Annotated in this window: 21 protein-coding genes and 1 pseudogene; 10 read left to right on the plus strand and 12 right to left on the minus strand. The window is 63.5% G+C overall.

Going from position 1 to position 20,843, the window contains the following annotated elements; translation table 11 throughout:
• Positions 1-163 precede the first annotated feature (163 nt).
• The 5 genes from pcaD to CO666_RS08400 all read left to right on the plus strand — a co-directional run bounded on the left by pcaD (position 164) and on the right by CO666_RS08400 (position 4,022).
• On the plus strand, positions 164-973 hold the full coding sequence (gene pcaD, locus CO666_RS08380) for a 3-oxoadipate enol-lactonase (RefSeq protein ID WP_097611602.1): 810 nt from the start codon (positions 164-166) through the stop codon (positions 971-973).
• Positions 970-1,371 (plus strand): 4-carboxymuconolactone decarboxylase, encoded by a 402-nt coding sequence (pcaC, locus tag CO666_RS08385; RefSeq protein ID WP_097611603.1) that lies wholly within the window; start codon positions 970-972, stop codon positions 1,369-1,371. The genes pcaD and pcaC overlap by 4 nt, the downstream gene beginning before the upstream one ends.
• Before the next feature lie 9 nt (positions 1,372-1,380).
• The gene (gene pcaH, locus CO666_RS08390) at positions 1,381-2,130 is read left to right on the plus strand and encodes a protocatechuate 3,4-dioxygenase subunit beta (protein ID WP_097611604.1); all 750 of its coding nucleotides are present in this window, start codon (positions 1,381-1,383) and stop codon (positions 2,128-2,130) included.
• A 2-nt stretch (positions 2,131-2,132) separates the two neighbouring features.
• The gene (pcaG, locus tag CO666_RS08395; RefSeq protein WP_097611605.1) at positions 2,133-2,744 is read left to right on the plus strand and encodes a protocatechuate 3,4-dioxygenase subunit alpha; all 612 of its coding nucleotides are present in this window, start codon (positions 2,133-2,135) and stop codon (positions 2,742-2,744) included.
• 231 nt (positions 2,745-2,975) lie between these two features.
• Entirely contained in the window at positions 2,976-4,022 is a 1,047-nt protein-coding gene (locus CO666_RS08400; RefSeq protein WP_097611606.1) for a 3-carboxy-cis,cis-muconate cycloisomerase, read from the plus strand.
• Between the two features lie 53 nt (positions 4,023-4,075).
• Here CO666_RS08400 and CO666_RS08405 read toward each other — a convergent pair whose 3' ends face one another.
• The 7 genes and pseudogenes from CO666_RS08405 to CO666_RS08440 all read right to left on the minus strand — a co-directional run bounded on the left by CO666_RS08405 (position 4,076) and on the right by CO666_RS08440 (position 9,696).
• On the minus strand, positions 4,076-4,906 hold the full coding sequence (locus tag CO666_RS08405; protein ID WP_097611607.1) for a shikimate dehydrogenase family protein: 831 nt from the start codon (positions 4,904-4,906) through the stop codon (positions 4,076-4,078).
• Between the two features lie 7 nt (positions 4,907-4,913).
• Positions 4,914-5,979: pseudogene (locus tag CO666_RS08410) on the minus strand (Gfo/Idh/MocA family protein); the annotation flags it as partial.
• Positions 5,980-6,018: 39 nt separating this feature from the next.
• The gene (locus CO666_RS08415) at positions 6,019-6,747 is read right to left on the minus strand and encodes an amino acid ABC transporter ATP-binding protein (RefSeq protein ID WP_097611609.1); all 729 of its coding nucleotides are present in this window, start codon (positions 6,745-6,747) and stop codon (positions 6,019-6,021) included.
• A gap of 91 nt (positions 6,748-6,838) precedes the next feature.
• Entirely contained in the window at positions 6,839-7,480 is a 642-nt protein-coding gene (locus CO666_RS08420) for an amino acid ABC transporter permease (RefSeq protein WP_097611610.1), read from the minus strand.
• A gap of 10 nt (positions 7,481-7,490) precedes the next feature.
• Complete coding sequence (locus CO666_RS08425; protein ID WP_085739767.1) at positions 7,491-8,159, minus strand: amino acid ABC transporter permease; 669 nt, start codon at positions 8,157-8,159, stop codon at positions 7,491-7,493.
• Positions 8,156-8,605, minus strand: a complete 450-nt coding sequence (locus CO666_RS08430; protein ID WP_097611611.1) for a type II 3-dehydroquinate dehydratase — start codon at positions 8,603-8,605, stop codon at positions 8,156-8,158. The genes CO666_RS08425 and CO666_RS08430 overlap by 4 nt, the downstream gene beginning before the upstream one ends.
• 260 nt (positions 8,606-8,865) lie before the next feature.
• Positions 8,866-9,696, minus strand: coding sequence for a transporter substrate-binding domain-containing protein (locus CO666_RS08440; protein ID WP_097611612.1), 831 nt, complete (start codon positions 9,694-9,696; stop codon positions 8,866-8,868).
• 222 nt (positions 9,697-9,918) lie between these two features.
• On the opposite strand from CO666_RS08440, the gene CO666_RS08445 reads away from it, so the two are divergent.
• Positions 9,919-11,814: a bifunctional sugar phosphate isomerase/epimerase/4-hydroxyphenylpyruvate dioxygenase family protein gene (locus CO666_RS08445; protein ID WP_097611613.1), complete on the plus strand. Its 1,896-nt coding sequence runs from the start codon at positions 9,919-9,921 to the stop codon at positions 11,812-11,814.
• A gap of 59 nt (positions 11,815-11,873) precedes the next feature.
• Here CO666_RS08445 and CO666_RS08450 read toward each other — a convergent pair whose 3' ends face one another.
• Together CO666_RS08450 and CO666_RS08455 are read right to left on the minus strand one after the other, a co-directional pair.
• Positions 11,874-12,548, minus strand: coding sequence for a GntR family transcriptional regulator (locus tag CO666_RS08450; protein WP_097611614.1), 675 nt, complete (start codon positions 12,546-12,548; stop codon positions 11,874-11,876).
• 51 nt (positions 12,549-12,599) lie between these two features.
• A complete protein-coding gene (locus CO666_RS08455) occupies positions 12,600-13,268 on the minus strand; it encodes a GntR family transcriptional regulator (RefSeq protein WP_097611815.1) in 669 nt (222 codons plus the stop codon).
• A gap of 490 nt (positions 13,269-13,758) precedes the next feature.
• On the opposite strand from CO666_RS08455, the gene CO666_RS08460 reads away from it, so the two are divergent.
• Together CO666_RS08460 and CO666_RS08465 are read left to right on the plus strand one after the other, a co-directional pair.
• Positions 13,759-14,589: an MBL fold metallo-hydrolase gene (locus CO666_RS08460; protein WP_097611615.1), complete on the plus strand. Its 831-nt coding sequence runs from the start codon at positions 13,759-13,761 to the stop codon at positions 14,587-14,589.
• Positions 14,590-14,717: 128 nt separating this feature from the next.
• Positions 14,718-15,092 (plus strand): GFA family protein, encoded by a 375-nt coding sequence (locus tag CO666_RS08465; RefSeq protein WP_097611616.1) that lies wholly within the window; start codon positions 14,718-14,720, stop codon positions 15,090-15,092.
• 15 nt (positions 15,093-15,107) lie between these two features.
• On the opposite strand, the gene CO666_RS08470 is transcribed toward CO666_RS08465, so the two are convergent.
• Both CO666_RS08470 and CO666_RS08475 read right to left on the minus strand, forming a co-directional pair.
• Positions 15,108-15,854 (minus strand): polysaccharide deacetylase family protein, encoded by a 747-nt coding sequence (locus CO666_RS08470; RefSeq protein ID WP_097611617.1) that lies wholly within the window; start codon positions 15,852-15,854, stop codon positions 15,108-15,110.
• Positions 15,851-16,945, minus strand: coding sequence for a glycosyltransferase family 4 protein (locus CO666_RS08475; protein WP_097611618.1), 1,095 nt, complete (start codon positions 16,943-16,945; stop codon positions 15,851-15,853). Before CO666_RS08475 ends, CO666_RS08470 begins: the two co-directional genes overlap by 4 nt.
• A 181-nt stretch (positions 16,946-17,126) precedes the next feature.
• Between CO666_RS08475 and CO666_RS08480 the strand changes: the two genes are divergently transcribed.
• Both CO666_RS08480 and CO666_RS08485 read left to right on the plus strand, forming a co-directional pair.
• Complete coding sequence (locus tag CO666_RS08480; RefSeq protein ID WP_097611619.1) at positions 17,127-18,845, plus strand: adenylate/guanylate cyclase domain-containing protein; 1,719 nt, start codon at positions 17,127-17,129, stop codon at positions 18,843-18,845.
• Positions 18,845-19,723 carry an FkbM family methyltransferase gene (locus CO666_RS08485; protein ID WP_097611620.1) on the plus strand — a complete coding sequence of 293 codons (879 nt, stop codon included), beginning with the start codon at positions 18,845-18,847 and terminating at the stop codon, positions 19,721-19,723. The genes CO666_RS08480 and CO666_RS08485 overlap by 1 nt, the downstream gene beginning before the upstream one ends.
• Before the next feature lie 62 nt (positions 19,724-19,785).
• Here the strand turns inward: CO666_RS08485 and CO666_RS08490 are convergent, their stop codons facing one another.
• Positions 19,786-20,697: an ankyrin repeat domain-containing protein gene (locus tag CO666_RS08490; protein ID WP_097611621.1), complete on the minus strand. Its 912-nt coding sequence runs from the start codon at positions 20,695-20,697 to the stop codon at positions 19,786-19,788.
• Between the last annotated feature and the right edge of the window lie 146 nt (positions 20,698-20,843).

Below are 20,843 nucleotides of genomic sequence, written 5' to 3' on the forward strand. Positions count from 1 at the left end.
CCTAACCCTCTCCCCGTAGAAACGGGGAGAGGGGACGTGCCCTGCGAGAGCGAGGTGCGAACGGAGAGGGTGCGGCATGTCCCTTCGCCCCGCGAGCGGGGAGAAGGTGGCGGCAGCCGGATGAGGGGCACCCCCACGGAACTGACATGATGAGGAGATTTCAGTGCAGTTCGCCCGCATAAACGACGTGACGATCCATTATCAGGTGATCGGCGCGCCTGCCGACCGGCCGGTGATCGTCTTTACCAATTCGCTCGGGACGGATTTCCGTATCTGGCGCGATGTCGTGGTGCGGCTTGCCGGCGACTTCGCCATCGTGCTTTACGACAAGCGCGGCCACGGCCTGTCCGATGTCGGCCAGCTCCCCTCCTCGATCGAAGACCATGCGACCGATCTCGCCGGCCTGCTCGATCTCTTGTCGGTGAAAAACGCCGTCGTCTGCGGCCTCTCGGTCGGCGGCCTGATCGCCCAGTCGCTTTATCAGCGGCGGCCGGATCTGGTCGGCGCGCTGATCCTTTGCGACACCGCCCACAAGATCGGCGCTGCGGAGAGCTGGAACGCCCGCATCGCCGCCGTCGAGAAAGACGGCATCGGCAGCATCGTCGACGCCATCATGGAGCGCTGGTTCACCCCGGCTTTCCGCCGGCCCGAAAACACCGCCTATTCCGGCTATTGCAACATGCTCAAGCGCCAGCCGGTCGAGGGTTATATCGCCGCCTGCGAAGCCATCCGCGACGCCGATTTCACCGAAGCGGCCAAGAGGATCGCCGTTCCCACGATCTGCATCGTCGGCGACCAGGATGGCTCGACGCCGCCCGATCTCGTGCTCTCGACGGCGCGGCTGATCCCGGACGCCCGCTACGAGGTGATCGCCGACTGCGCCCATATTCCCTGCGTCGAGCAGCCGGAGGCGCTGACGGCGATCATCCGCGCCTTCCTCACATCCATCCCACCTGGAGACACCAACCGATGAACGAGACCGCCTCTTCCGAGCGTTACCGGCAGGGCATGGCGACCCGCCGCGCCGTGCTCGGCGACGCCCATGTCGAGCGCGCCGCAGCCGCAACGAGCGAGTTCGACCGCCCCTTCCAAGAGTTGATCACCGAAGCCGCCTGGGGCCATGTCTGGTCGCGCCCGGCGCTGACCAAGCGCGAGCGCTCGATCGTCACCATCGCCCTGCTGGCCGCACTCGGCCAGGACGACGAGGTCGCCATGCATGTGCGCGCCACCGCCAATACCGGAGCAAGCCGCGATGATATCTGCGAGGCGCTGCTGCATGTGGCGATCTATGCCGGCGTTCCCGCCGCCAACCACGCGATCAAGATTGCCAAGCAGGCCTTTGCACAGATGGACGCCGAGAAGGCGGCCTGAGGGAGAGACATGTCCGAACGACCCAACCAAAAGCCCGAGACCGGCGCCTTCTTCGCCCGCGACCGCGCCTGGCATGCGCCGGCCCTGACCCCCGGCTACAAAACCTCGGTGCTGCGCGCGCCGCAGCGCGCGCTGCTGTCGCTCGACGGCACGATCTCCGAAACGACAGGCCCGGTCTTCGGCCATTCGATCATCGGCGACCTCGACAACGACCTGATCCTGAACTACGCGCAGCCCGGCGAAAGCGCCATCGGCGAACGCATCATCGTCCACGGCCGGGTGCTCGACGAGCGCGCCAGGCCGGTTGCCGGTGCGCTGGTCGAATTCTGGCAGGCCAATGCCGGCGGCCGCTACCGCCACAAGAAGGAAACCTATCTGGCGGCGATCGACCCGAATTTCGGCGGCTGCGGCCGCGCCATCACCGACGAGGAAGGGCGCTATCATTTCCGCACGGTGCGGCCCGGCGCCTATCCCTGGCCGAACGGCGTCAACGACTGGCGCCCCGCCCATATCCATTTCTCGATCTTCGGTCACGGCTTTGCCCAGCGGCTGATCACCCAGATGTATTTCGAGGGCGACCCGATGATCTGGAAATGTCCGATCGTCGGCACCATTCCCGACAGGGCGGCGATCGAGCAACTGATCGCGCCGCTCGACTGGGGCAATACCATCCCGATGGATTCACGCGCCTATAAATTCGATATCGTGCTGCGCGGCCGCCGCTCGACGATGTTCGAAAACAGGCTGGAGGGCAATTGACCATGCAGCAGCTCGGCTATCTCAAGGAAACCCCGTCGCAGACGGCAGGCCCCTATGTCCATATCGGCCTGACGCCGAACTTCTGCGACATAGTGGGCGTCTATGACAGCGATCTCGGCACCCAGATGGTCAACGACAAGACGCTCGGCGAACGCATCACCGTCACCGGCCGCGTCTTGGACGGCGCCGGCGCCCTGGTGCGCGATGCCGTCGTCGAGATCTGGCAGGCCGACAGCGCCGGCCTCTACAACAGCCCCTCGGAAATGCGCGGCGCCGCCGACCCGAATTTCACCGGCTGGGGCCGCTGCCCGACGCGAGCCGAAGACGGCGTCTACAGCTTCGAGACCATCAAGCCCGGCCGCGTTCCTTTCAAGGACGGCCGCAAACAAGCCCCGCATATCACCGTCTGGATCGTCGCCCGCGGCATCAATATCGGCCTGCATACGCGCCTGTATTTCCCGGAGGAGACGGAGGCCAATGCCGGCGATCCGCTGCTGTCGCGCATCGAACATCGCGAGCGCGTCGCAACGATGATCGCCACCCGCGACGGCGCGACCTGCCATTTCGATATTTACCTGCAGGGGCCCAAGGAAACGGTGTTTCTGGATATTTGAGGGTTTGCGGGCTGCTTGTTCGGAAGGCTCCGCGCAAGCGGCCCCCTCACCCTGCCCTCTCCCCGACGGGGAGAGGGGAACAGTGCCACACGAGATCGCCCGCTCATTAAGTGCCGGCGCTGCCCCGAGTCCCTTCTCCCCTCGGGGGTCCGAAGGACGGGTCGAGACCGGTGGCTCGACCCCGGGGTGGCGGCAGCCGGATGAGGGGGCCACGACCAAAACGAGCAACCCATGACCGCATCACCCTTCGACCATCCCTTCCTCTCCGGCCTCATCGGCGACGATGAAATCGCGCCCTATTTCTCCGCCGAGGCCGATCTCCGCGCCATGCTCTCCTTCGAGGCGGCACTCGCCAAGGCCGAAGCGGCGCATGGGCTCATCCCCGGAGACGCCGCAAAGAAGATTGCCGACACCTGCGCCGCCTTTTCCCCCGACCTCACCAGCCTTCGGTCGGCAACGGCACGGGATGGCGTCGTCGTCCCCGACCTCGTCAGGCAGCTGCGCAGCGCGGTCGGCGCGGAAGCGGCCAAGAGCCTGCATCTCGGCGCCACCAGCCAGGATGTGATCGACACCAGCCTGATGATCCGCCTGAAGGCCGTCGTCTTCCTGTTGGCCGGCCGGCTTTCCGCGATTGCCGCAGGGCTCGATACGCTCGACCGCCAGTTCGGCCAAAACCGGCTGATGGGCCATACCCGCATGCAGGCGGCGATCCCGATCACCGTCTCCGACCGACTTGACGCCTGGCGCGCACCGCTGATCACCTATCGCGACCGCCTGACCGAGCAGAGTTTTCCCGTCCAGTTCGGCGGCGCCGCCGGCACGCTCGACAAGCTCGGGGCGCAAGGCCCGGCAATCCGCGCCTCACTCGCCGGGGAACTCGGCCTTAGCGACAGACCGCAATGGCAGAGCGGGCGTCTGCCGATCGCCGATATCGCCGGCCTGTTCGCTTCGATTTCGGGCAGCCTCGGCAAGATAGGCCAGGATATCGCCCTGCTCGCCCAAGCCGGCGACGAGATCGAAATCTCAGGCGGCGGCACCTCGTCGGCGATGGCCCACAAGCAGAACCCCGTCGCCGCCGAGGCGCTCATCTCGCTTGCCCGCTTCAACGCCACTCTTCTGTCGGGCATCCACCAATCCCTCGTCCATGAACAGGAACGTTCCGGTGCCGCCTGGACGCTCGAATGGCTGCTGCTGCCGCAGATGGCGATAGCAACCGCCGCCTCGCTGCGGCTGGCGGGGGAATTGATAGGGAATATCAGGCGACTGGGAGCGGTTTAAAGCGCGCTGCAATCTTTCAGATCCGCGCGCTTTTGCTTCAGGCGCAACGAGCATCACCCGAGCTTGGCGATTGCACGCAAATTGTCGGCCGTCGTTGTCGGGAATTCGAAGAATTCGAGATAGGCGGGGATTTGTTCGAACAACATGTCCGTTCCGACTTGAAAGGCGCAGCCCCGAGCCCTTACGGCTTCGAGAAAGGGGGTGATCTCCCGGCTCAGCACCACTTCGCCGACAAAGGTCGATGGCGAGATGCGCTCGACATCGAGGGGCAGAGGGTCGCCCCGTCGCATGCCGAGCGGCGTGGCATTGACGACAATGTCGAAACCGGCCGGATCGAGAGAGCCGATCGTCACCTGCAGCCGCGGATAATAGGTCTTCAGCCGGTCGAGCAGTGCTGTCGCGGTCGTCGCATTGGCGTCGAAGATCGCCAGATGAGCCACACCGGCCCGCGCCAGCGACGCGGCGATCGCCGAGCCGACGCCGCCGGCGCCGACGACGAGCGCCTGCGCGCCTTCGACCTTTTTGCCCTTGCGCAGAACGCCGCGGACGAAGCCTTCGCCGTCGAACATGTCGCCGATCAGCCGGCCGTCTGAACCGAGACGCACCGCATTGCACGAGCCCGCGACTTTGGCATTGGTCGATGCCTCGTCGAGCAGCGCCATCGTCGACATCTTGTGCGGCATGGTGATCAGCGCGCCGTGGATATTGGAGAGCCGGAAGAGGAGCTTGAAGAAGGTGGGATAATCCTCCGGCCTGCAGCCCATCGGCACGACGACCGCGTCGATCCCGGTCTTTTCGAAATAAGGATTATAGATCAGAGGCGCCTTGAAGGACTCGGTGGGATAGCCGAGGTGCGCGATGAGTTTGGTCGTCCCGGAGATCATGTGGCTGGACTTTCTGGGGATTGGAAGAGGCCGCCGGCGTCGGAGAGAGGGATCATCTGCCCCGAGCCCGCCGACCGCTTGATTGCCTCGACGACCCTGAGGGTGGCGAGCCCCTCGCGGCCACTGACGAGTGGCGCGGCATCGCCGCGAATGACGTCGCAAAAATGCCGGAGCTGAACGCAGAGCGGATCGGCTGCCGCGTAAGGCACGCGCTCCTCGGCAAGCGGCTCCAGCCAATCCGGCTTCGACGTGCTGGTCCAAAGCGTCAGATCGGGAATTCCGAGCGAACCCTTCGTCCCGCCGATCTGGTAGCAGAATTGATCGTAACGGGGAAAAGCGGGATTTTCACCGGTGGTCGCCTCCCAGCTCCAGGGCGCGGCGACGGCATCGCTGCCGCTGAGCGTGGCGAGAACACCGCTGGCGAACCGGAGCGAAACGACGGCGCTGTCCTCGACGGCGTGGTGGCGCACGGCATGCGATTCCATCGCCTGGACGGCGTCGACGTCACCGAAGAGAAAGCGGAAGAGGTCGACATCGTGGATCAGATTGACGAAAACCGGGCCGGCGCCGGCTTCACGCCGCCAGGCGATGTCGAAATATTCGTCGGGCTTGGCGACCCAGAACGTGCCGTGTACCGCGATGATCCGGCCAAGCCTGCCGCTGTCGACGATCTGTCTGGCCGCCTGCATCATCGGGTTGTGACGCCTGTGGTGACCGACCAGCAGCGGTATTCCCGCCCTCTCGCCGGCGGCGACGAGCCTCGCGGCAGAAACGATGTCGTCGGCGATCGGTTTCTCCACGAGGATAGGAATGCCGGCGGCGACCACTTCCAGTCCGTTCTCGACGTGAAGCTGGTTCGGCGTTGCCACGATGACGCCGTCGGGCCGGTCCTCGGCGCGGATGTCCTGGAAGTTCGCATACCAGCGGATGCCGGCATTTCGGGCGAAGTCGCGACCGGCGTCGGAAGGATCGATCACCGCGGAAAGAACGGTTCCCGGCTCGGACATCACGCGCTCGGCGTGGCGTCTGCCGATCAGGCCGGCTCCCATCACTGCAATCTCTAACGGCTTCATTATAAAGCTCCCGGATTTTGACGGCGTATCGGCTTGCCCCTACTTGCGCAGGATCTCTCCGAGAAATTTTCGGGTCCGCTCGTGCTGTGGATTGGTGAAGAATTCGGCGGGCGGGGCTTCCTCGACGATCGCGCCGCTGGCCATGAAGATCACCCGATCGGCGACCTGGCGGGCAAAGCCCATTTCGTGGGTGACGCAGATCATCGTCATGCCCTCGTCGGCCAGCGCGATCATCGTATCCAGCACCTCCTTGACCATCTCCGGGTCAAGCGCCGACGTCGGTTCGTCGAACAGCATCACTTTCGGCCGCATGCAGAGCGCCCGGGCAATGGCGACGCGCTGCTGCTGGCCGCCGGAAAGCTGGACCGGGTATTTGTCGGCCTGCTCGAGGATCTTGACCCGCTCGAGCAGGCCGCGGGCGCGTTCCTCGGCTTCCGCCTTGCCGACGCCGATCGCCTTCATCGGCGCCAGCATGCAGTTCTGCAGTACGGTCAGATGCGGAAACAGATTGAACTGCTGGAAGACCATGCCGACCTCGCGGCGGATCGCATCGACGGTCTTGGCCTGGTCGCTGAGCAGGATGCCGCCGACCCGGATCTGACCTTTCTGGTAGGTTTCGAGATGGTTGATACAGCGAATGAGCGTCGACTTGCCGCTGCCGGAAGGGCCGCACAGGACGATCCTCTCGCCGCTGCGAACCGTCATGTTGATGTCGTGAAGGGCCTGAAACGAGCCGTACCACTTTTCCACCTGCGCCATGGTGATCATGGCTTCCGCGCGTTGGGGGGGAACGGATCTGGTCATCGGGTGAACTCCAGGATTGGCGGCCAGGGCCGCATCGAAGAAAAAAGGATGCGGATCAGCGCGCCGAGGCGGCGAACTTTCGCTCGAGGCGGGCGCCGAGAATCGTCAGCGGGCAGCACATCAGGAAGTACAGGATGCCGACGATGCCGAAGACCGTCAGCGGCTGGAAGATCTGATTGGAGATGATGTTGCCGGCCCGCGTCAGCTCGGTGAAGCCGACGATCGAAGCCAGCGAGGTGCCCTTGATCAGCTGCACGAGGAAGCCGATCGTGGCCGGCAGCGAGATACGCAGCGCCTGCGGCAGGATGACGTCCCGCATACGGGAGACGTATCGGAGGCTCAATGCCTTTGCCGCTTCGGTCTGGCCGCGCGGCACCGCTTCGATCGATCCGCGCCAGATCTCGCCGAGATAGGCGCTGGCATGCAGCGTCAGCCCGATGGCGACGGCCACCCAGGCATCGAGCATCAGGCCCACCAGAGCCAGACCGTAATAGACCACGAAAAGCTGCATCAGCAGCGGTGTTCCCTGGAAGACGGCGATGTAGCCTGATGTCACCCGTTCCAGCAGCGGATTGCCCGAGACGCGGGCAAGCGCGACGCCGAGCCCGGCAATGCAGCCGCAGACGAACCCGACCGCGGACAGGACCACCGTCCACTTCAGGCCGATCAGGAGGAAGACGAACTCGTCGTGACCCATGGAATTCCTCCTACTTGACCGGATATTTGAAGTAGCGGGCCGAAAACAGCGCAAACAGGCGCATCATCACCCAGGAGATCACGAAATAGAAAAGCGTGACCGTGAAGTAGACCTCGAAGCTGCGGAAGCTCTCCGATTCGATCCGCTGGGACACGGAGGTCAGCTCATAGGCCGAGATCGCCGAGGCGATGCTGGTGGTCAGCGTCAACAGCACGAACTGGCTGGTCAGGGACGGATAGATCGCCCGCAATGCCGGCTTGAGGATGATCAGCCGGAAGACCTGCGCCTTGTGCAGGCCAAGGGCGAGGCCGGCCTCCATCTGCCCCTTCGCAATCGACTGGACGCCGCCGCGAATGATCTCGATGGCATAGGCGCCGCCGTTGATGCCGAGCGCGATGATCGCCGTCGGCGTCGGATCGAGCCGGATGCCGGCGAGCGGCAGCGCGAAGTAGATGAAGAAGATCTGCACCAGGAACGGCGTGTTGCGGATCAGTTCGACGAAGGCGATGACCAGCCAGCGCGCCGGCTTGAAAGCGGAGTCGCGCAGGGCAACCCCGCCAATTCCAATGACGATCGCCAGCAGCATCCCGCAAATGGCAAGCAGGAATGTCCCGAGACAGCCGAGCAGCAGGCTCGGCAGGCCATCGATAACGGGGGTGAAATCCAGCGTGTAATTCATGCCTTCGCTGCTCCCGCCATGCCGGCCATCGCTTCTATGGCGAGTTCATAACCGCGGGGGCCGAAGCCGATCATGATGGCGGTGGCGACGCGCGAGACGAGGGATTTGTGATAGATCTCCTCGCGGGCATGCACGTTGGAAATATGCAGCTCGATCTTCGGCGGATCGAAGGTTTTCAGCGCATCGAGCAACGCGATCGAGGTGAAGCTATAGCCGGCCGGATTGATGATGATGCCGCAGGCCGCTTTGCGGGCCTGATGCACACTCTCCACCAGCTCGCCCTCGAAATTGGTCTGGCGGAAGTCGATGGCAAAGCCGAGGCTCTCCGCCTTTGCGAGGCACTTGTCCCTGATATCGGCCAGCGTCGCCGAGCCGTAGATAAGAGGTTCGCGCTCACCGAGCAGGTTCAGGTTCGGTCCGTTGAGCACAAAGATGGTTCTGGTCATGTCGCGCACCTCAGGGCCTTGGGCATGGCGGTTGCGTTGACGGGCATCGGCATGCCCGTCTTATTTGGTAGAGGGTTCAGCCTGCCCCTCATCCGGCTGCCGCCACCTTCTCCCCGCCTGCGGGGAGAAGGGGATATGCCGCACCGGCTTCCTCAACCTCAACGCCGCGTTTGGCACGTCCCCTCGCCCCGTTTACGGGGAGAGGGTTAGGGTGAGGGGCAGCCATCGGCGCGAACCGGACGGCAGTGGGACGAACGATGTCAGTGCGCCGCGAACGGAATGCCTTCCAGCGTTTCCGGGAATTCCGGCACCGGCACCTTCATCCACTTGTCGTAGACGGCCTTGAGCTCGCCGTTCGTCTTGATCTTGTCGATGAAGGTGTTGAGCGCCGCGTTGATTTCCTTCTCGCCGAGACGCGTGCAGGCACCGTTGTAGAGCTTCTGGAACTCGAGCTTGTTTTCGAATTCGCCCGGACGCGCCTTGTTCACCCGGTCCATATAGAAGATGTTGCCGCCCAGTGTGTCGACCTGGCCGGAAACCAGGGCCTGAACGCTGGCAGCGTCGCCGTCATAGCGCCGGATCGTCGTGCCCTCAGGCGCATTCTTCGTCACCTGCGTGTCCTGCGCAGCACCCTTGGCGACGCCGACCGTGAACTTGGCCATGTCGGCATTCGTCTTGATCTCCGCCGATTTGGGGCCGATCAGCACGATGGCATTGGCAACATAGGGTTTGCTGAATTGCACGGCCTTGGCGCGATCCGGCAGCATGGCCATCGTCGCGAAGAGAACGTCGACGCGGCCGGCCGTCAGCGCCGGAATGCGGTTGTTGACTTCAAGCGGCACGAATTCGACGGAAACCCCCAGTTCCTTGGCGAACAGCGTTGCGATGTCGGCGTCGAGACCGTCCTGTTTGCCGCCACTTGTCACAAAACCCCAGGGCGGATTGTCACCCTGAATGCCGACGATGATTTTGCCGCGCGCCTTGATTTCGTCAGGCGTCACGGCGGCGGCCGGCTGCGCCAAAGTGACGGCGGCCACCAGGGCTGCGGCTCCGAGCATCGCGTTTCGGCGCGTTAGCATAGATCTGAACATGGAATTCCTCCTCCTTTGACGGTCGATGGACCGGACAGCCACCTCACCTTTTGACTGTGGAGGGAATGATTGCCAGAGCAGGACATCAAAATCAACAGAGTTTTTCGAAATCATCTGAGAATTTAGGATACGACCAGCTATTTTAATTTCTAACGACATTTGCAATAATAGATGAGAGCGATTTCTCCCGGTGTGCGGTGCGGATACCGAAAGGGCTTTGATATGAAGACCTCGATTGCGACTGTAACGATCAGCGGCGAACTGCCGGAAAAGCTCGAGGCGATCGCCCGCGCCGGCTTCGACGGCGTCGAGATCTTCGAAAATGATTTCCTGGCCTTCGACGGAAGCCCGGCCGACGTCGGAAAGCTCGTCCGTGACCATGGCCTTGACATCACCCTGTTTCAGCCGTTCCGGGATTTCGAGGGCATGCCGGAGCCGCTGCGAAGCCGCACCTTCGATCGCGCCGAACGAAAGTTCGACGTGATGCAGCAGCTCGGAACGGATCTGGTGCTGGTCTGCTCGAACGTCTCGCCGGCAGCCTTGGGCGGCATCGATCGGGCGGCGGCGGATTTCCGCGAACTCGGCGAGCGTGCCGCCCGGCGCGGGCTGCGCGTCGGCTACGAGGCGCTCGCCTGGGGCCGCCATATCAGCGACCACCGCGACGCCTGGGAGATCGTGCGGCGCGCCGATCATCCGAATGTCGGCCTCATCCTCGACAGCTTCCACACCTTGTCACGCAAGATCGACGTCAATTCCATCCGCTCGATTCCCAAAGAGAAGATCTTCATCGTCCAGCTTGCCGATGCGCCTGATATCGACATGGATCTGCTCTATTGGAGCCGCCACTTCCGCAACATGCCGGGAGAAGGCGATCTTCCCGTCACGGCCTTCACCGAAGCCGTCGCTGCCACCGGTTACGACGGATATTACTCCCTGGAGATTTTCAACGATCAGTTTCGAGGCGGCCTGTCGCGGGCGATCGCCGCCGATGGCCACCGCTCGCTGATCTATCTCGGCGACCAGGTGCGGCGCCATCTCGGCACCGGCAGCATGACCGGGGCGGCGATGCCGGATAGAGCGGCCGTTCGAGGCGTCGGCTTCGTCGAATTTGCCACCGACGAACAGGAGGAAGTCGAACTGGTGGCATTGCTGCGCACCCTCGGCTTCAAACAGACCGCCGTCCACCGCACCAAGAAAGTCTCTCTGTTCGAGCAGGGCGAGATCCGGATCCTCGTCAATGTCGACCGGGCGGGATTTGCCAACGCCGCTTATGCCGTTCATGGCACCTTTGCCTATGCCATCGCGCTCGATGTCGACGATGCGGCGAAAGCCTATGCACGCGCCCTGGCGCTCGATGCCGAACCCTTCGTCCAGCCTGTCGCGGAAGGTGAGCTCGAGCTGCCGGCAATTCGCGGCGTGGGTGGCGGCATCGTCTATCTCATCGACGACAAGAGCGCCCTGGGCCGCTTTTCCGAAATCGACTTCCGGCCGGTCGCCGATGATGGCGACACGGACTCCGCAGGGCTTTTGCGCGTCGATCATGTCGCCCAGACCGTCGGCTACGATGAAATGCTCACCTGGCTTTTGTTCTACACCTCGATCTTCGAGACCCATAAGACCCCGATGGTCGACATCATCGATCCCGCCGGGGTGGTGCGCAGTCAAGTCGTCGAGAACCGGTCGGGCGCGCTGCGCATCACCATGAACGGCGCCGAAAATCGCCGCACCCTGGCGGGGCATTTCATTGCCGAGAAGTTCGGCTCCGGTATCCAGCACCTGGCATTTTCGACCGACGACATCTTCGCCACCGCCGAAAAACTTCGCAGCTGCGGTTTCAAGCCCCTGCACATCTCGCCGAACTATTACGACGACGTCGAAGCACGTTTCGGGCTCGATCCCGTGATGACCGAGCGGCTGAAGGCGGAGAACATCCTCTATGACCGAGACGAGCATGGCGAATATTTCCAGCTCTACAGCGGCACCTATGGCGAGGGTTTCTTTTTCGAAATCGTCGAGCGGCGCGGCTATCGCGGCTATGGCGCGCCGAACGCGATTTTCCGGATCGCCGCGTTGAAAAGACAGATGCGCCCGGAAGGCATCCCGAAGGACGCCTATTGAACGCCGCTCAGGCATGACGGCGAAAAGGCTCGGCGGTTTCCCGCCGGCCTCATGCTGCTTTACGGGATTCGCCCGCTCTTCAGCACATGTTCGACGCCGCTTTGAACGTGCCGTCTGACCACCTCGGTGGCGCCGGCGACGTCACGGCGAATGGACAGTTCGAACAGAAGCCGGTGGTCGTCGACGACAGGCTGGCCGCGAAAGCTTTCGGCCAGCATGTGGTAGCGCAGAAAACGGTCGAAGACGGAGGACAGCGTCGCCATCAGCGTCGCGGAATTGCAGGCCGAGACGATCGCCTGATGGAATTCCCAATCGTACCGCACCCAGTCGACCGTGCGCGACACGTCGCCCGCCAGCAGCCTGCGCTCGGCGGCAGCCAGCCGGTGATGGGCAGCGACGATGCGCCCTTCCCATTCGAGATTTCCCGCCGCAAAGGCAAGGCCGATCGCATGCGTTTCAAGCACGATCCTCAGGTCGGCAAGCTCCAGCAGTTCCCGCCGCGAGGCAGGGCTGACTTCGAAACCCCGCTGTCCTTCGGCAACGACAAGGTTTTCCGTGGTCAGGCGGCTCAGAATTTCGCGCAGCGACGAAATGCCGATCGAGTATCGCTCCTTGGCCTGCTCCAGCTTGATCTTGGCCCCCGGCGGCAATGTGCCCGATATGATATCCTCGCGGATTTGCCGGAAGACGACATCGCTAACTGTTTCAGCCGGGTCGTGGACTTGCGTGAGCATGGCTTTTCCTGGTTTGCCGAGATGTGTGTCAATCCTGAAGGGCGTCCGTCGCTATTTCAATGACCCTTTGGCCAGCGCATGTTCCACCCCGCCCTGGATGTGAAACGCCAGCACCCGCTTCGCCGTCTCTGCGTCCCGTCGCAGCGCCGCTTCCAAAAGCTGTTGATGTTCATCGGCTGCGACGTCGCCGCGGTAGGATAGGGCGACCATCTGATATCTCAGATATTTGTCGAAGATCGCCGAGTGTGTCTGCATCAGCAATTTCGATCCGCAGGCTGATATCAACGCCTGGTGGAACTCCCAGTCGTAGCGCTTCCAGTCCTCGGCCCGGCTGGTATCGCCTGATGCCATCACCTGCTCCATCCGCGCCAGCTTATAGTGAGCCGAGACCAGGGGCGCCTCCCATTCCACGTCTCCACGCGCGAAGGACTGCTCCATGGCATGCGTCTCCAGCAGCAGCCGCATCGCTGCCGTCTCCTTGAGGTCGGAAACCGACACCGGAGAAACCTCGAACCCTTTTTGCCCTTCGGCAACGACAAGCCCCTCGGAGGACAGCCGGTTCAGCACCTCCCTGAGCGTGCTGATGCTGGTCTCATAGGCCTCCTTCAGGCTGTCCAGCTTCAATTTTTGCCCGGGCGCCAGCCGCCCGAAAATGATGTCGGCCCGAATGCGCCTGTAGCTGCTCTCGGCAATGGTCTCGTTCACGACAGGCTGCGGCATCATGAGTCTCTTATATTTCCCATATCCTCGGATATATCGCCCTTCGGCAACGCCAAGCAAGGAAACATTCGTGCCGGAGCGAGCACAATTTTCTCCTATGATAAGGATTTCTGCCGATATTGGAGCTGGAGTAAAATCGACGCCGGTGCACGCCCCGGCGGTCAGAGCGTCGTGGAGACCTTCAGCGCGGCAAGTTGACAAGGGGAACGGGACTTGGAGCGGCAGCAATTGTTTTTTCAATCGCGCGCAACCATCTAATAGGCATGAGTTACGGGAAAATTGTCCCGCCCCAGCACCCCGTTTACCGAAAACCAACCATACTGGGTTGCTTTCCGACGCGAAAGCCGATTGCTTAGGAAAATCTACTCCTTCTTCCGCTAGCGGTTAGGAGAGGGAAAGGGGACACAGGCAAACCCGTGGAATTCTGCTGCTTCGCATCGGGATGAACTATGATTACGATGGCGATGCGGGAAGGCCGGTTTGAAGAAAGATGACGACAGAACTGTTTCAGGTAAAATTTTGGGGCGTCCGCGGCAGTATTCCCGTATCCGGCCCCGAGTTCGACCGCTACGGCGGTAACACGTCCTGCATCGAAATTCGTTGCGGAAAACATCGGATGATCTTCGACGCGGGCTCCGGTCTGCGTGAGGCGGGGCTGTCGCTGCTGGCCGACGGCGTCAGCGATGTCGACCTGTTCTTCAGCCACTGCCACTACGACCACATCATCGGCCTGCCCTTCTTCAAGGCGATCTACTATCCCTCGATCAACGTCAACATCTGGTCCGGTCATCTCGACGGCAAGATGAGCACCCGGGAAATGGTCGAGCAGTTCATCAGCCCGCCCTGGTTTCCGGTCAAGACCGACATCTGCCAGGCGACGATGAACTTCAGCGATTTCCATCCCGGCCAGGTCCTGACGCCACACAAGGGCGTCACGATCAAGACCTTCATGCTGAACCATCCGGGCGGCGCCATCGGCTATCGCATCGAGTGGCAGGGCCGTTCGGTCGCGCTGATCTACGACATCGAGCATATTCCGGGCAGCCACGACCCGGTCTCGCTGGAGATGATGCAGGGCGCCGATCTCGTCGTCTACGACTGCACCTACAATGAAGACGAGATGCAGCGTTTCAAGGGCTTCGGCCATTCGACCTGGGAGCACGGCACCGAGCTGGCAAGGATGGCCGGCGCCAAGCGCTTCGCCCTGTTCCACCACGCGCCCTCGCGCACCGACGAACAGCTGGCTGAGATGGAAGCCAAGGCGCAGGCCGCCTTCCCCGAATCCTTCGCCGCCCGCGACAACCAGACTGTTGTGATCTAAAGCGCGTCGCGATCTTTCAGATTCGCTCTTTGCGCTTAGCGCTGTACGGTTTTGCGCGACATGCTCTGCGGAACGCATGCCGAGCCAGACCGTTTCCCCCGCGCGAGATCAATGAAACGGGGACAGCCATGACCGTATTTTCCGGACAATGCCTTTGCGGCCAGGTGCGGCTTTCCGTTCGGGGCGAGCCCTTACGCGTTGGAATCTGTCATTGCACCGACTGCAGGAAGGACAGCGGTTCGGCCTTTACCTTCTATGGGATCTGGCCCGCCGGCCAATTCGAGCACACCGGAGAAACCGGCGCGTTCCAAGGCCGGCATTTCTGCATCGGCTGCGGCTCGCGGCTGTTTTCCGCCGATGCCGAGGAGGCGGAGATCAAGCTCGGCATCCTGTCCGAAGCCCCGACGCCGCTCACGCCGCGCTACGAACTCTGGATCAAGCGCCGCGAAGCGTGGCTGCGGCCGGTGGAGGGCGCCGAGCAGTACGAGGAAGACCGACGGTGAGGAGGCCGCCTAAGCTTACAGCAGCGCCGCCGCCGGCGACCAGCGCACGGCGGGATGCCGAGCCGTCTCCGCAAACAGAGCCGACAGGAAATCCCACGCAGCCGTGTCATGCACCAGATGATGAGTGAGGAGGCCAATCGGCTCGTCACGGCCGGCAAAACGGTCGCTGAGTTCCGCCACCAGCTCGGCCACCAGCTCCGCCGCGCCGCGCCCGCCGCGTGTGCCGTGCCAGTCGATAATGTCGACATGGGTGTTGAGCAGCGGCATCGGGCCATCCGGCTTTGCCCGCCCATAGACCGACAGCGCCGCAAATCCAAGCCCCGGCAGTGCCGGGATAAGGGCCGCGTCGATGCGGTTCCACGGCGGCACCAGCAGCGGCTGGAAGCGGGCCGGATGCAGCCGCTCCAGCAGTCGCAACCCTTCGCGCAATTCGCCGAGCACGACGTCTGCCGGCCGCTCGCCGCCGAGTTCCTGCTTCTTGCCCGCCGGCCCCGCATGATTCGTATGCGACCAGCCGTGCACGGCGACAGTCACGCCGGCCTCCGCCGCCAGCCGCGCCGCCAAAGCCTCGCCGGTCAGGCCGGGAATGACGGCAAGCGTCAGCGCAACCCCGCTTTTACCCGCCAGCGCCAGCAGCGTCTCCAGATCAGGCGTCGGCTCGATCGCGTCGTCGTCGCGCAGCCAGAACCGCGCCACCCGGCCGGCGGCCTGCCAGCGGTCGAGTTCGCGGCGCAGCGGCTCCCAGTCCATCCGATCGGTCATCCCCTCACTCCTGTTTCCGCATAGTCCCGCAAAATTCCGTCCAGTCGCGCAGCCGCCATCGCCAGCGAACGCTCCTCGAGCACGAAGCGGCGCGCCGCCTGCCCCATGGCCTCTCGCCGCTGCCCATCATCAAGCAGGGCAACCACGGCCCCGGCATAGGCGGCAACATCGCCATCCCTTGTCAGCAGGCCGGTCACCTCGGCTTCCACCACCGCGGGCACACCCGCCGTTTCCTGCGCCACGACAGGCAGGCCGGCGGCCTGGGCTTCCAGATAGGCAAGCCCGTAAGCCTCGCCGCAGCCCGGCCAGACATAAATACCGCCGCGCCCGAGCAGGCCGGCGATCTCCGCCCCATCCCGCTCGCCCAGCCACTCGATGCGGCCCGGGGGAAGGCCGGCAAACAGCGCCTGCACCTCCTGGCGCATCGGGCCGTCGCCGATGACGGCAAGCGTCCAGGGCCGGTCTTCGATCAGCCGCAGTGCCTTTGCCAGCATCGCATAACTCTCCATCTTGTCGCCGGCCCGCATCATCGCCACCGTCATCAGCCGGCGCGGATCCGGCGCCGGCGACAGCTTCTCGAACAGCGCCGTGTCGATGAAGGGCTTCAGGCCGGCAAGCCGCGCCTGCGGAAAGGCGGCGGCAAGACCTGCGCGGTCACGCTCGGTGAAGCTGATATTGACCGCCGCCTGCAAGATCGCTTCGCCGACCCGCTTCTGTTGCGCCGCCCAGCCGGTGCTGTCGCGTTTGGCCGCGTAAGAGGCTTCGGCAGTCACATAGGGAATGGCGAATTCGGTCGATATCGCCGGCCCGAAAGGGTCGGGCGATTTGTAATAGGGGTGGTAGCAGAACCAGAGTTCGGGTCGCGGGCCGGCGGTCCATTTCTCCCGCAGCCGCTGCAATTCGGCACGGATGGCGGGTTCGAGCGCCGCTGCCGCCTCCGGGCTCGCGGCATAGGAGCGGAATTCGGAGACGATCTCGACCTCGTGGCCGGCACGCTCCAGCGCCCGGATCAACAGCCGCGCCATCAGCCGGTCGCCCGACGGCACCAGATGGTTCGGCGATTTCATCGGCGCGTAGAAAGCCACCCGCATCCACAACCCTCACTTAGAGAACACACTGTTTCCACCCGGCATGCCCGCCGGCGCAACTCCGCTATTGTCCATTTCCCGAAAACTTGCGCATAAGCATATGGAATGTGATCGCGATCGAAACAATTCCGCCTTTTTGCCAATCTCTATGGGCGCGCGGTTGCATCGACAAGAACGGGAATGAATGACGACGGCCTCAGTCACAGGGATTTTTTCGGAGCGCTCGATCAGAAGGGCAAGGCTTGGTTCCGGCCTCGTCATTTTCATCTTCGTCCTCTTGCATTTGTCGAACCATGCGATCGGCCTGATTTCGGTCTCCGCCGCCGATAAGGCCTCCCGCCTCTTCCTGGCGATCTGGCGCAATCCTGTGGGGACGGCGATCTTCTATGCGTCGATTCTGATCCACATCGCGCTGGTGCTGCGCGCCATCTATGTCAGACGCAGCCTCGTCATGCCGAAGGGCGAGATGGCGCAGATCGTGCTCGGCTTGCTGATCCCACTGCTTCTGATGGATCATGTCATCGGCACCCGCATCGCCCACGAACTCTACGGCTATATCGACGACTACGAGGCGGTGGTCAGCATGCTCTGGATCAGGAACCCGACGGGCGGCCTGCGGCAGGGGTTCGCCGTCGTCGCCGTCTGGATCCACGGCTGCATCGGCATCCATTTCTGGCTGCGCTACCGGTCCTGGTACCCGGATTTTGCGCCGCTGCTGCTGGCGCTGGCGATCCTCGTGCCGGTGCTGTCGCTGCTCGGTTTCGTCGAAATGGGCCGCACGCTGGCCGACCCCTCCTATCAGCAGGCCATGACGATCAGCGCCTACAAGGAGGGCGTCAACACCCATTTCATCTCGAATCCGGAGGTTCACCGTCAGGTCTCCGTGATCCGCGCCGCTCTCTACGGCGCCTTCGCGGCTTCGCTGCTGATCGTCGTCATTGCCCGCGCCCGGCGCAAGCTGATGGAGCGTCTCGACCAGGTGGCCGTGTTTTATCCGGGCGGCGAGGTGATCCGCGTGCCGCGCGGCTTCTCGGTGCTGGAAGCAAGCCGGCTCGGCGGCCTGCCGCATTACGCCGTCTGCGGCGGCAAGGGCCAGTGCTCCACCTGCCGCGTGCAGATCCTCGGCGATTACGAAAGCCTGCCGGCCCCCGACAAGATGGAACAGACGACGCTCAGGCGCATCAATGCCGGCCCGGACGTCCGGCTTGCCTGCCAGCTTCGCCCGGACCGCGACGTCGCGGTCGCGCCGCTGCTGGTGCCGGCGGTCGAAGCCGCCCTTCCCGCCAACAGCCAGGAGACCAGCCCCGGCCGCGAGCGCGAGATCGCCGTGCTCTTCGTCGATATCCGCCATTTCACCACGCTGACGGAAACCCGCCTGCCCTTCGACGTCGTCTTCCTGCTGAACCGCTATTTCGCCATCATCGGCAAGGCGGTGGAGCAGGCGGGCGGGCGGCTCGACAAGTTCATCGGCGACGGCGCCATGGCGCTGTTCGGCCTCAATACCGCGCCGGAGCAGGCCTGCCGCCAGGCGCTGACGGCCGCCGCGGCGATCGTCGCCGAGATCGAGAAACTCGCCGCCGAACTCGCCGAGGAACTGGCGCTGCCGCTGCGCATCGCGATCGGCATTCACACCGGCCCCGCCGTCGTCGGCACGATGGGCTATGGGCGGGTGCGCAGCATGACGGCGATCGGCGATACCGTGAACGTCGCGAGCCGGCTGGAAAGTGCCGCTAAGGAGTTCGAGGCGGCAATCGTCATCTCCGAACCGGTGGCGAACCTTTCCGGCGCCGATCTTTCCGGCATCGAAAGCCGTGAAATCAACGTGCGCGGCCGCGCCCTGCCCTTGAAAGTCTATGTCATTCCGCGAGAAAAAGCGGCAGAACCGCTCGAAGGAAGAGACTGATGCCCGGCAAGCCCTGGCTGACCGCCAAATACTGGAGCCGCCGCCTGCGCAAGGCGCGCAACAGAGCCGTCTCGCGCTTCTTCGACACCCGCTTCGGCCGCCGCCTGCTGATCGAGAATATCGGCCCGCGCGTTACCTCGATGACGGTCGACGCCGGCGACCATCTGATGACCTTCTCGCCTTCCGACTATATCGGCCGCAAGGTCTTCCGGAAGGGCCATTTCGAGCGCGACGCCGTCGACCGGCTGATCGTCATCCTGCGCGAGCGCGGCCTGCTCAGAAAGGATGCGACGCTGCTCGAGATCGGCGGCAATATCGGCACCCAGACCGTCTATTTCGCCCTGAGCGGCACCTATGCCCGGATCGTCAGCATCGAGCCCGACCCGCGCAATTTCCCGCTGCTTGCCCTCAACATCCGCCAGAACCGGCTCGAGGAAAAGGTTCGGCTCGTCAATTGCGCCGCCGGCGAGAACGAAGGCGAGATCGACTTTTTCCTCAACCTCAACAATCACGGCAAGAGCAGCGCCATTCGCCAGAGCCCGACCGACAGGAAGATCAGCGTGCCGGTGAAGCCGGTCTCGGAGATTCTCGCCGGCCTTTCGGTCGATCCGGCCGCGATCGGCCTGGTCTGGATGGATATCGAAGGCTACGAGCCGGTCGTCTGCCGCTCGATGCAGCCGCTGCTTTCCCGCCGCGTGCCGCTCCATATGGAGTTCACGCCGCTCTTCTACGGGCCGGAGGGAACGAGGGCCTTCATCTCGATGCTGTCGGGATTTTACGAGGATTGCCTGGTGATATTCGAGGATCGCGAGGAGGAGATGAAGGTGCGGGATCTGCCGGGTGAGTTCGATCAGTATAACGTCTTGTTTTTGCCGTAGGTTTCCGTGCGGAAATGAGGCTCGGGATAAACTGTTCCTCGTTGGCATCGTGCCTTTCACTGTCAGGGCAGCGGAGCCGGCGTATCGGCGAGTGTTCTGAGATAGGCGATCACATCAAGCCGATCGGTTTCCTCAGGCGCGCCGCGAATTTCCATGTCTACGCCGGGCGTCGTCAGGGTCGGACCGGCAAGAAAGATATTGAGATCCTCGTAGGTCCAAGCCCCCTCCCAGGCCGACAGCGTTTTGGAATAGCCGGCGAACTTCGTCGAAGCCTTGTCGCGTCCGACGACGTTCCACAAATTCGGTCCTCGGGTGGGTCCACCCTGAGCGCGGGTGGCATGACAGGAGGAGCAGTTCGGCGCAAAGAAGGCCTTGCCCTTTGCCGGGTCACCCTTTGCCAGCTTCGCAGCAATCGGCGCGGGTTTCAGAATGGTGACGCCATGCGCCAGCAGGTAGGCGGCGATCTCGGCCTGATCATTGTGCCTGGCAAGGTGATAGGGCGTGATAATGGCCGGCAGACGGGCGGGGTCACCTCGGGTCCAGACCGCGTTGACGTCTGCGCCGGCTTCGACGAGGAGCTTGACGCAGTCGAGACAGCCGTTCGCGACCGCGAAATGCAGCATGCGCTCGCCCCTCGATGCGGCGTTCGGATCGGCGCCGTGCGCCAACAGCAGTCGCATCAGGTCGGCGGAATTCTGCAGAACGGCGCCGGTGAGCGGCAGGCCGAGCGCCGACGGGTTGTTCACGCCGGCCCCGCGCTCGATCAGCAACTCCACTGCTTCGGGATGGCCGCTGCGAACCGCCAGAAAGAGCGGCGTAACCCCCTTCTCCTGCTCCTCGATATTGGCGCCGGCATCGAGGGCCGCCGCTATGGCCGTCAGGTCGCCGCTCTTGACCGCCTCGTGAAGTGGACCGCATTGGGCGGCTGTGAGAGCACTCAAATAGATGAGCGCGCTTCCGATCAGTTCACGCATCCGGCTCTCCTTCCGCCAACACGGTGACCGATAATTATATACCCGAGTGCCCCTGCCGGCCAGCTTGGCATGCACCCCTCGCCTCCCCGCGCCTGCCGTCAACATTGGCCAGAACCAACTGGAGGAGAAAAGCCCGGCTCATTGCG

The organism is Rhizobium chutanense (assembly GCF_002531935.1).
GTDB classification, from domain to species: domain Bacteria; phylum Pseudomonadota; class Alphaproteobacteria; order Rhizobiales; family Rhizobiaceae; genus Rhizobium; species Rhizobium chutanense.